Source organism: Actinoplanes philippinensis (assembly GCF_900113015.1).
In the GTDB taxonomy this organism is placed as follows: Bacteria; Actinomycetota; Actinomycetes; order Mycobacteriales; family Micromonosporaceae; genus Actinoplanes; species Actinoplanes philippinensis.
In genome coordinates, this window is record NZ_FONV01000032.1 from 45,239 (window position 1) to 54,915 (window position 9,677).

The 9,677-nt window shown below is 72.5% G+C and carries 10 protein-coding genes; 6 read left to right on the top strand and 4 right to left on the bottom strand.

What is annotated here, in order from left to right; genetic code table 11:
• The first annotated feature begins 87 nt into the window (after positions 1-87).
• On the top strand, positions 88-930 hold the full coding sequence (locus tag BM290_RS44910; protein ID WP_239144115.1) for an alpha/beta hydrolase family protein: 843 nt from the start codon (positions 88-90) through the stop codon (positions 928-930).
• Here the strand turns inward: BM290_RS44910 and BM290_RS44915 are convergent.
• Together BM290_RS44915 and BM290_RS44920 are read right to left on the bottom strand one after the other, a co-directional pair.
• Positions 920-1,390 carry a QsdR family transcriptional regulator gene (locus BM290_RS44915; protein ID WP_143134202.1) on the bottom strand — a complete coding sequence of 157 codons (471 nt, stop codon included), beginning with the start codon at positions 1,388-1,390 and terminating at the stop codon, positions 920-922. The genes BM290_RS44910 and BM290_RS44915 overlap by 11 nt on opposite strands.
• A gap of 150 nt (positions 1,391-1,540) precedes the next feature.
• A complete protein-coding gene (locus BM290_RS44920; RefSeq protein WP_093622131.1) occupies positions 1,541-1,996 on the bottom strand; it encodes a MarR family winged helix-turn-helix transcriptional regulator in 456 nt (151 codons plus the stop codon).
• A 72-nt stretch (positions 1,997-2,068) separates the two neighbouring features.
• Between BM290_RS44920 and BM290_RS44925 the strand changes: the two genes are divergently transcribed.
• Entirely contained in the window at positions 2,069-3,091 is a 1,023-nt protein-coding gene (locus tag BM290_RS44925; RefSeq protein ID WP_093622132.1) for an LLM class flavin-dependent oxidoreductase, read from the top strand.
• 74 nt (positions 3,092-3,165) lie between these two features.
• Positions 3,166-4,215 (top strand): LCP family protein, encoded by a 1,050-nt coding sequence (locus BM290_RS44930; RefSeq protein ID WP_093622133.1) that lies wholly within the window; start codon positions 3,166-3,168, stop codon positions 4,213-4,215.
• 160 nt (positions 4,216-4,375) lie between these two features.
• Here the strand turns inward: BM290_RS44930 and BM290_RS44935 are convergent, their stop codons facing one another.
• Positions 4,376-5,593 (bottom strand): hypothetical protein, encoded by a 1,218-nt coding sequence (locus BM290_RS44935; RefSeq protein ID WP_239144114.1) that lies wholly within the window; start codon positions 5,591-5,593, stop codon positions 4,376-4,378.
• Positions 5,594-5,628: 35 nt separating this feature from the next.
• On the opposite strand from BM290_RS44935, the gene BM290_RS48935 reads away from it, so the two are divergent.
• The 3 genes from BM290_RS48935 (at position 5,629) to BM290_RS44950 (ending at position 8,525) form a co-directional block, all read left to right on the top strand.
• Positions 5,629-5,859 carry a hypothetical protein gene (locus BM290_RS48935; RefSeq protein ID WP_177320173.1) on the top strand — a complete coding sequence of 77 codons (231 nt, stop codon included), beginning with the start codon at positions 5,629-5,631 and terminating at the stop codon, positions 5,857-5,859.
• A gap of 171 nt (positions 5,860-6,030) precedes the next feature.
• Positions 6,031-8,157, top strand: a complete 2,127-nt coding sequence (locus BM290_RS48940; protein WP_093622135.1) for a serine/threonine protein kinase — start codon at positions 6,031-6,033, stop codon at positions 8,155-8,157.
• An 86-nt stretch (positions 8,158-8,243) separates the two neighbouring features.
• Complete coding sequence (locus tag BM290_RS44950; protein ID WP_143134204.1) at positions 8,244-8,525, top strand: hypothetical protein; 282 nt, start codon at positions 8,244-8,246, stop codon at positions 8,523-8,525.
• Here BM290_RS44950 and BM290_RS44955 read toward each other — a convergent pair.
• Complete coding sequence (locus tag BM290_RS44955) at positions 8,512-9,525, bottom strand: suppressor of fused domain protein (protein ID WP_093622137.1); 1,014 nt, start codon at positions 9,523-9,525, stop codon at positions 8,512-8,514. The genes BM290_RS44950 and BM290_RS44955 overlap by 14 nt on opposite strands.
• Between the last annotated feature and the right edge of the window lie 152 nt (positions 9,526-9,677).

Genomic DNA, 9,677 nt, shown 5'->3' on the forward strand with positions numbered 1-9,677 from the left:
GAGCCAAGAATTGTCCCGGTAAACGTTTCGCGAAGTGGGGAGAGAGAAGTGGTCAAGGTAATTCCAAAGTTATTCGGATTCGCGGCCGTGGTCGCTCTCGGTGGCGCCGGAATCACGCTGATCCCGGATGCCGACGCGGCCGAGGCGTCGTTCGCGAAGGGTCCGGCGCCGAGCAACGCGAGCATCGAGGCGGTCCGCGGCCCGTTCGCGATCACGGAGTCCACGGTGTCCCGGGCGTCGGTGTCCGGCTTCGGCGGCGGCGACATCTACGCCCCTGCCGACACCGGCGCCGGCACCTTCGGGGCGGTGGTGATCGCGCCCGGCTTCACCGCCCGCAAGTCGAGCATGGCCTGGCTGGCCCCACGGCTCGCCTCACAGGGCTTCGTCGTGTTCAACATCGACACGCTGACCACCTCGGACCAGCCGGCCAGCCGCGGCCGCCAGCTGCTCGCGGCCGCCGACTTCCTGACCCAGCGCAGCACCGTGCGTACCCGCATCGACCCCGCACGCGTCGCGGTGATCGGGCACTCGATGGGTGGCGGCGGGGCGCTGGAGGCGGCGCAGAGCCGTCCCGCGCTGCAGGCCGCGATCCCGCTGACGCCGTGGAACCTGACCAAGTCGTTCCGCGGGGTCACCGTGCCGACGCTGGTGATCGGCGCCGAGGCGGACACCATCGCGCCGGTACGCAGCCACGCCCAGCCGTTCTTCCAGAGCCTGCCGGCCGCGCCCGGGAAGGCGTTCCTGGAGCTCAACGGGGCCAGCCACTTCGCGCCCAACACGCCGAACACGACGATCGCGAAGTTCAGCATCTCCTGGCTGAAGCTGTTCGTCGACGACGACACCCGTTACCAGCAGTTCGTCTGCCCCGGCCCGGGCGCGAGCGCCGCGGTCGAGGAATACCAGGCGACCTGCGACCAGATCAGTCGGTGAGCAACGCCCGCAGGGCCGGCTCGGCCGCCTCGAACGCGATCGGGCCGCTGCCCAGCAGCGGTCCGTAGAGCACCCCCTCCAGCGTGCGCAGGTAGAGGGCGGCGCGGCGGCGCAGGTCCGCCGGGTCGCCCTCGATGCCCGACTCCACGAAGATCCGCAGCTGGGCGTCGATCGCGTGGTGCCGCAGTTCGGCGGCGGCGGTGAAGAGCACCCGGGCCGCTGTCTGCGGCTCCGCCGCCACGAAGGTGCGCATCTGCGGAGCCGAGTCGAGAAGCTCGGTGAAGATCCGGGACACCGCGATCACCCGGTCCGGCCCGGTGCCGCCTGCCTCCCCGGCCGCCTCGGCGATCAGGACCTTCGCGATCGCCCAGAACACCTCGCCGAGCAACGCGTCCCGGCTGCCGACCGCGCGGTAGAGCGTCGCCCGGCTGATCGCCAGCTCGCCGGCGAGGATATCCATGTCGATCGTGGAATGCTGCAGATAATGGTAGGCCGCGCCCCGCAGAAGAACCTCCGGGGCGATCACGCGCCGCGCCGTGGGAATGGCGATTCTCCTCCCCCGAGAAATGCATCCTGGCCGTACTGGATACGCTTCCGGGGCCACCGCGGTTCAACGTTTCGGAAGTTGATCCCGTAACGCTGCCGTAATCTGCGCCACGGCGTCGAGCTGGTCCGCGGTGAGCGCATCGACGAACAACTCGCGAACGGCCGTCAGGTGCGGCACGGTCGCCGACCGGAACGCCGTGGCGCCGGCCCCCTCGAGGACCACGAACGCCCCGCGGCTGTCCCCGCTGAACCCCTCCCGCCGGATCAGGCCGCGCCGCTCCATCCGGCCGAGGTGGTGCGACAGCCGGCTGCGCTCCCAGCCGATCGTGGTGGCCAGGTCGGAGGGGCGCAGCCGGGTCTCCGGGGCCTCGCTCAGCGCGAGCAGCACCACGTAGTCACCGGGGGAGAGCCCCGAGTCGTCCTGGAGCCGGGCCGCGACGACAGTGCGCAGCGCCTCGACGGTCTCGATGAAGTCCCGCCACGTCCGCAGCTGCGCGGAGCTCGGAAGTCTTCTGGGCATAAACCTCGGCCCTCCACTGTTCGACGTGTCGATCAGCCTAGTTGACACGTCAATCAGTATGGGGGAAGTGCCATGATCCTCGGCCTCGACACCTTCGGCGACGTCCCGGTCGACGACGCCGGACAGCCGATCTCGCAGGCGGCCGCGATCCGGCAGGTCGTCACCGAGGCGGTCCTCGCCGACCAGCTCGGCGTCGACGCGATCGCGCTCGGCGAGCACCACCGCCCGGAGTACTCGATCTCCACCCCGGAGACCGTCCTGGCCGGCATCGCGGGCGTCACCGAGCGCATCAAGCTCGGCTCCGGCGTCACCGTCCTCAGCTCCGACGACCCGGTGCGCGTCTTCCAGCGGTTCGCCACCGTCGACGCGCTCTCCGGCGGCCGGGCCGAGGTGATCCTCGGGCGCGGCTCGTTCACCGAGTCGTTCCCGCTGTTCGGCTACGACATGGCCGACTACGCCCGGCTCTTCGAGGAGAAGCTCGACCTGTTCGTGAAGCTGCTCGACGAGAAACCGGTCACCTGGTCGGGTACGACCCGCGCCGCGCTGACCGACGCCGACGTCTACCCCAAGACCGAGTCCGGCTTGCTCGCCACCTGGGTCGGCGTCGGCGGCTCACCCGAGTCGGTGGTCCGCACCGCCCGGCACGGCCTGCCGCTGATGCTCGCCATCATCGGTGGACCGGCCGCCCGGTTCGCGCCCTACATCGACCTCTACCGGCGTGCCGCCGAGCAGCTCGGCACCACCGCCCACCCGGTCGGCATGCACTCGCCCGGCTTCGTGGCCGACACCGACGAGGAGGCGAAGGAGCTGTACTACCCGGCCTACAAGATCCAGCGGGACCGGATCGGGGCGCTGCGTGGCTGGCCGCCGCTCCAGCGCGCCGAGTTCGACCACGAGGTCGAGTCCGGCTCCCTCTACATCGGCGCCCCGGAGACGGTGGCCCGCCGGATGGCCGGCGCGATCCGCACGCTGGGCGTGGGCCGGTTCGACCTGATCTACACCGCCGGGGCGCAGTCGGTCAGCGCGCGTACCCGGGCGGTCGAGCTTTTCGGGTCCAAGGTCGCCCCGATGGTCCGGGACATGCTCACCTCCTGAAAACCTTCCACCATCAGGGGGTACGCGGCAAAAGCCCCGTTTCGGCGCTGAGCAGGTCAATATCGTCATCGGACGTGCAGACACGCCTCCTCTCCGACTCAGGGAAACGCCGCGCCCCCTGGCAGGCCCGGCTGGCCGTCGCCGTGGGAATCCTCCTGCTGCTGCCCGCCGCGCTCACCGTGCCGTCCGTGGCGGGGCCGCGGCGCGCCGCCCTGTCCGGTCCGCTCGACTTCCTGCTGGCCGGTATCGACCCGCGCGGCACCCACGTCAAACCCCTGGCCGACACGATCATCGTCGCGCACGTCCCCGCCGACCGCAGCGGCGTCTACCTGTTCTCGCTGCCGCGCGACCTGGTCGTGTGGATCCCGCCGTTCGCCCCGAGCGGCAGCACCGGCCGGCGCACGAAGATCAACGCGGCGATGGCGCTGGGCAGCGCCGCCGGCCGGGACCGCTACGACCGCGCCCAGGGCTACCGGTTGCTCGCCACCACGGTCGGCGCGGTCACCGGCCTCACCTTCGACGGCGGCGCGGTGATCGACTTCGGTGGCTTCAAACGGATGGTGGCGGCCCTCGGCGGCGTCGAGCTCACCGTCGACCAGACCGTCGTCTCCGAACACCTCAAACCCGACGGCACCCGCCGCGACCTGCTGCCCCAGTGCCGCCTCGGCGGAACCTGCCTGCGCCCGTACACCGGCCCGCAGAAGACCTACCCGCAGAGCACGACACCGGTCCGCCTGCAGCCGTGGGAGGCGCTCGACTTCGTCCGGCAGCGCTACGGCCTGCCGCGCAGCGACTACGACCGCCAGCGCCACCAGCGTCAGCTGCTGCGCGCGGTGGCCCGGCAGATCACCGATCCGGCCCAGCTTCTCAAGGTGATGACCGCCATCGGCGACAACCTGACCTTCATCGACGGCGGCCACGACATCACCGACTGGCTGGCCGCCCTCAAGGACGTCGACACCACCGCCGTCACCACGATCGGCCTCGCCGGCGGCCCGGTCTTCGACGGCGACCACTACCTCGGCGAACGCCTCACCTCGGAGGCGACCAGGTTCTTCGCCGCGGTGAAGGAGGACCGGTTGCCCCGCTACCTCCTGAGCCACCCCGCCTTGGTCGACGGGTGATGCCACCCCGCGTTGGTCGACGGGTGATGCCACCCTGCCTTGGCCTACCGGTGATGCCACCCCACCCGGATCGACCGGTGATGCCGCCCCACCTTTGGCCGGCCAGTGATCAGTAACGGCCAGCCGTCGCTCGAACAGGTTGCGGCGAGGGCGCGGGGTGTCAGCGGGACCGGCGGCGGGCGATGACCACCCCGAGCACGAGCGCGGCAGCGATCAGCGCGCCGCCGGCGGCCATCGCCCCCACCGGCAGGCCGCCGCTTTCGGCCCGTCCCGCCGAGGCCGGCTGACCGGCCTTCGCCGGGGACGATGATGGTGGGGACGATGACGGTGGGGACGATGACGACGCCTTGGACGAGCCGGCGACCGGGGCGGGCGCGTCCGGCAGCGCATACCGCAGCATGTCGACGCTGTCGGCGCCGTCGGTCCGTTCCGAGACGCTGAGCAGCGCGGCGCCGTCGGCCGTGTAGGCGATCGACTCGCCCTGCGGCTCGTCGGGCAGGGCGATCTCGCGAGGCTTCCCCTCACCGATGGCGCGGACGACGGCGTCCGCGGACCCGCCCGGTTCCACATCGAATTCAAACGCGTCGGCGTACGTCCGGAGCGCCACCCGTGTGCCGTCGGGGCTGGTAGCGGCGCCCGTGACGACGAACCGGCCCTTGAAGCCGTACGGATTGCCGGTCGTCGTCACCGGGATCCGGAAAGCGCCGGCCCGTCGCAGCGGCACGGGCGCCGACGCGTCCAGGGCGCGCTCCGGCACGTACACCCCGGCGGTCAGCGGGTCCTTCGTGACCACGATCGGTGTCCCGTCACCGGCGATGAGCAGGGCCTCCGCGTCGTGGGCGCCGTCCGGGTAGGACAGCCGGAACAGTGTCGGCGACTTCGCGCCCGGGGCCAGCCGCCACACCCCGATGCCGGCCCGTTCGCGGTCGTTGTCGCCGATGTCGCCGATCCACAGCGTGCCGTCCGCGCCACGGGCCATGTCCTCGGTGTCCTGCGGCCGCGAGGGGTACGACACCGTACGCGTGACCTTGCACTTCTTCGTCAGGTAGAAGATCTTGCGCCCGGACTCCTCGTCGGCCCCGTCGTTCACCACCACGTAGCCGTCACTGTCGGCCACCAGCCCGGAGATCTCCACCAGCCGGTCGTCCTTGACCCGGCACGTGGTCTCCGGCGCTCCGGCCACCGGCGCTCCGGCCACCGGCGCTCCGGCCACCGGCGCTCCGGCCACCGGCGCCGGGGCCAGCGGGATCACCGCGGCGATCAGGGCCGCGCCCGCGGACAGCACCGTCATCTCACTCCCACCGTCGCCCAGCCCGTTGAGGACACCCTGCCACGACGACGCCGCCGTGGCCCGACAGCAACCCCACAGGGTGCTCACGGGGTGGGCAGACATTCGCAGGTCAAGCTCGGGTCATGACACAGATGACCTTCCCCGTCGCGTTTCCGACAGCCCGCCGCGCCACGATCGCGACACCCGCCGGGCAGCCCCGCTGGATGGTGCGGGGCGTCGAGTTCGCGACCGTGCTCGCCGTCAGCCTGGGCGCCGATCCGGCGGTCGTCCACCCTTCCGCCGACCGGGGCGTGATCGTGGCCGGCCCGCGTGTCGCCGCCGCCCCGCCCACCTCGTGGATCACGGCGTGGTAGAAGTCACAGCTCCCACATCGTGGTCCCGCGGGGCTGTCCGGGCCTCCGGCGTCACCCGTCGTGAGCAGTGGTTACGCGGGGTAGCCGAAGACGATTGACAACCGATCAACGGACACGCCGGACCGTCCCCTCGTGACACATCGGGGCCACGCGTGCCGGTACCGTGCCGCAGTGCCCGAAGCTCGTCCGCATCTGATCGCCGAACGTTACCGCCTGGTAGGCCAGATAGGCCAGGGCGGGATGGGCCGTGTCTGGGCCGCCCGCGACGAGTTGCTCGGCCGCGACGTGGCGATCAAGGAACTGGTGCCCACCCCCGGCCTGACCGGGGACGAGCTGCGCGCGCTGCGGGAGCGCACCATCCGCGAGGCCCGCGCCATCGCCATGCTCGACCACCCCAACGTGGTCCGCATCTTCGATGTCGTCTTCGACCGCGGCGAACCGTGGATCGTCATGGAGCTGGTTCCGTCCCGGTCGCTGTTCGACACGGTCCGCGACGACGGGCCGATGTCACCCGACCGGGCCGCCCGGGTCGGGCTCGGTGTCCTCGCCGCCCTACGGGCCGCCCACCGGACCGGCCTGCTGCACCGCGACGTCAAACCCGGCAACGTGCTCCTCGCCCACGACGGCCGCATCGTCCTGACCGATTTCGGACTTGCCACCGCCGCCGGTGACGCCAGCATGACCAGCACCGGTGTCGTCCTCGGCTCCCCGCAGTACCTCGCGCCGGAACGTGCCCTCGACGGCGAGATCGGCCCACCCGCCGACCTGTGGTCCCTCGGCGCGACCCTCTACGCCGCGGTCGAGGGCCGGCCGCCGTACGTCCGTTCGTCCCCGATGGCCACCCTCGCCGCCCTGGCCACCGAACTGCCGGCACCACCGGAACGCGCCGGCGCCCTGCGCCACGCCCTCACCGCCCTGCTCCAGCGCGACCCGGCCCTCCGCGCCGACGCCGAGACCGCCCAGCGCCTGCTCCTCGCCGCCACCTCCGCGAACGCCGCGCCGCCGCCCGACCTGCCCCGCTACGAACACCCCACCTTCGCCGTTCCCCACCAGCGAACCCCGGCCCCGGTCCTCCCACCCACACCCCAGCCGGGCCCGTCCGCACCCCCGGCACGGTCCGCGTCCACGACGCCCCCGGTCCCGTCCGCGCCGGCCGCCCCCACGGCGCCCCCCGTCTTGCCCACCGGGGCCGCCTCCGCGGCACCCCTGGTCTCGCCCGCCGCGGCCTCCTTCGCGGCGCCCCCGGTCTCGCCCGCCTCCGGCTCCTCTGCGGCACCCCCGGTTTCGCCTGCCTCCGGCTCCTCCGCAGCGCGCTCGGTTCCGTCCGGGTCTGCTGCGCAGCTCGCGTCCGGCACTCCCGGAACTCCTGTGGCGGAGAACCCGCCCGGCTCCGCCGATCCGCAACGGATCGCGAGGCAGGTGACCGCCGTTCAGCCCATCGTCTCCGGACGAGCCGGCACGTCCGGCACGCCCGGCGGGGCAGCGGGGACCAGCGGCGCGCCCGCGGAAAGCGGGCCGGCGGACACGTTCGGCCGTGGTGGCGCGGCGGAGGGGCACCAGCGGAGCGGGTCGGCGGACACGTTCGGCCGAAGCGGTTCGACGGTCGCCCCGCAGCGGAGGCGCCGTGTGCTTCTCGTGGCTGCCGCTGTCGCTGTGCTGGTCACGGGAGGGCTTGTCGCGTACCCCCTGATCTCGGGCGCAAGCACCGCGGACCCGCAGCCGGACGCGGCCTTCGTCGCACCGTCGGCGGGCGGAGCCGGCGGTGCGGGGACTCCGATCGCGAGCGTGCCGGTCAAGACCTCGCGCCCGCGGAGCCCGGAGCCGTCCGCGAGTCACTCCGTCAGTGGGAGCCCGTCGGCCAAGCCGTCGAAGCCCGGCACGTCGGCCAAACCGGGCGCGTCGCCGACGGCGGCCACCACGACCGCGGCGACGGTGGCCGGCCGACGTTTCCAGGGCCACGCGACCGGGACGTGCCTGTACGCGCCCGGGACGACCGGCCGCATCCAGTCCTGGGCCTGCAACGACGACGCCGGCCAGAAGTTCACCCATCCGTCCGACGGCACGTTGCGGGTTCGCGGCAAGTGCGTCCAGATCGCCGGCACCGGGGACGGCGCGACCCTCGATCTGGCCATGTGCACCGGCGCTCGCGCCCAGCAGTGGGATTACAACGCGTCCTACGACCTGGTCAACCTGTGGGCGATCAAGTGCGTCGACATCCCGGACGCCGACGGTTCGAACGGCGTCGTGGTCCAGATCTGGGAGTGCAACGGCGGCTCCCACCAGAAGTGGGACTACTGACAAACGCCCCGGAGAGAGGCCCGCGCGGGTGTCCGGCAGGTGGTTGAGGGCTGTGAGGGATCGGGAGACGGCGATAGCATGCGGTGATGCCGGTCATCGACCTGGATTCGTCGCCTCCCGCGGCTGTGCGCCGCGGGCGGGCGGAGCGTTCGCGGCCTCTGGTCCTCGTGCTGGCCGCGATGACATTGCTGCTGGTCGCCGGCGAGCCGGTGGCTCTGCCGGGCGTCCCCGATCAGGCGACTGTGTGCGGCGAGCTGCCTCCGCTGCCGGGCCGGGCGGGCGAGCGAGCGACACTCGCCCTCATCGACCCTCGGTCCGGTGGGGTTCTGGAGATCGTCGACTGTGTCGTGCCCGTCAGGAGGCGATGACCTCCACGGTCAGGCCGTCGGTGTGCGGCACCGGGTGGACGCCGGGGACGAGCAGGCCGGGCAGCGCCGCGATGGCCGCTTCGGGCAGGTCGATCTCGAGAGCGCCGGCCGCAGGAGAGACGCCGTCGCCCGGAGCGGTTACACCGGACAGAAGAGGGACATCAGAAGCCGGGTCGCCGGCCGCGGCAGGAACGGCGGGGGCGCCGGCCGCGGGGAGCGGGCGTACGGCGTAGGCCGGCGCCGGGGTCAGCAGGAGCCGGGTGTGGCCGTCGCCGTCGAGGATCAGTGGGCGGCCGTGGGCGAGACGGTCACGGACCGCCTGGGCCGCCAGTGGCGCGCTGATCTCCTTGAACCGTAGCCGCACCCCGTCCGCCGACGGGGCCGTCCAGGTGAAGCCGGCGAGCAGGAGCAGACCGGTCGACGAGCCGTCGCGTTCGCGGCCGGCCTCGACGGCGGCGCGGACGGCCGGGTCGTCGGTGGCGGACGGCCGGTCCGGGTCGGTGATCAGCAGGGGGTTGTCGCGGGCGGCCAGCAGCCCGAGCACGCCCTGGGTGTCCCATCGGCGGGCGGCCTCGTACTCGTCGCCGGTCAGGCCGACGACCTGCAGGAACTGCAGCCGCCCGTGCGGGGTGCCGATGGCGCCGAGTTCCGGGTCCTCGGCGAACGCGAGCGCTGTCATCGCCGTCGGACGGTCCGGGGAGATCGGGCCGTTGGCGTCGAGGTGGTGGCCGGGCTCGAACCAGTTGCCGGTGGAGTACACGTAGCGGGCCAGCCACTGGAGCAGGTCGGCCGCCCACATCGGCGGCTCGTCGTCACCCGGGTCACGGGCGATCCGGAAGGTCAGCTCGAACCCCCAGCCGGACTCCTCGGTCTCCTCGGCGTCCTCGTCCCGCGCGTACAGCTCGCTCATCCCGTAGCCGACGAGATGCCAGTGATCGGTGCGCGGATAGAAGCTGACGCCGTCGAGCGGGTTGCCGCCGCCGAGCGCGAACGGCGGCATCGTCCCGAATTGACTTCTCCCCGCCCTAATGGACGGGGATTCCAGCGGTCGTCCGCTGGGTTTCCTGCTTCATCGCCTGCTGCCCCGCACGGAGGTTCCCCCGTTGAGGTCTTACGCCGGCTCCACAGGCAGACACCGCCAGCCCGGCGGCC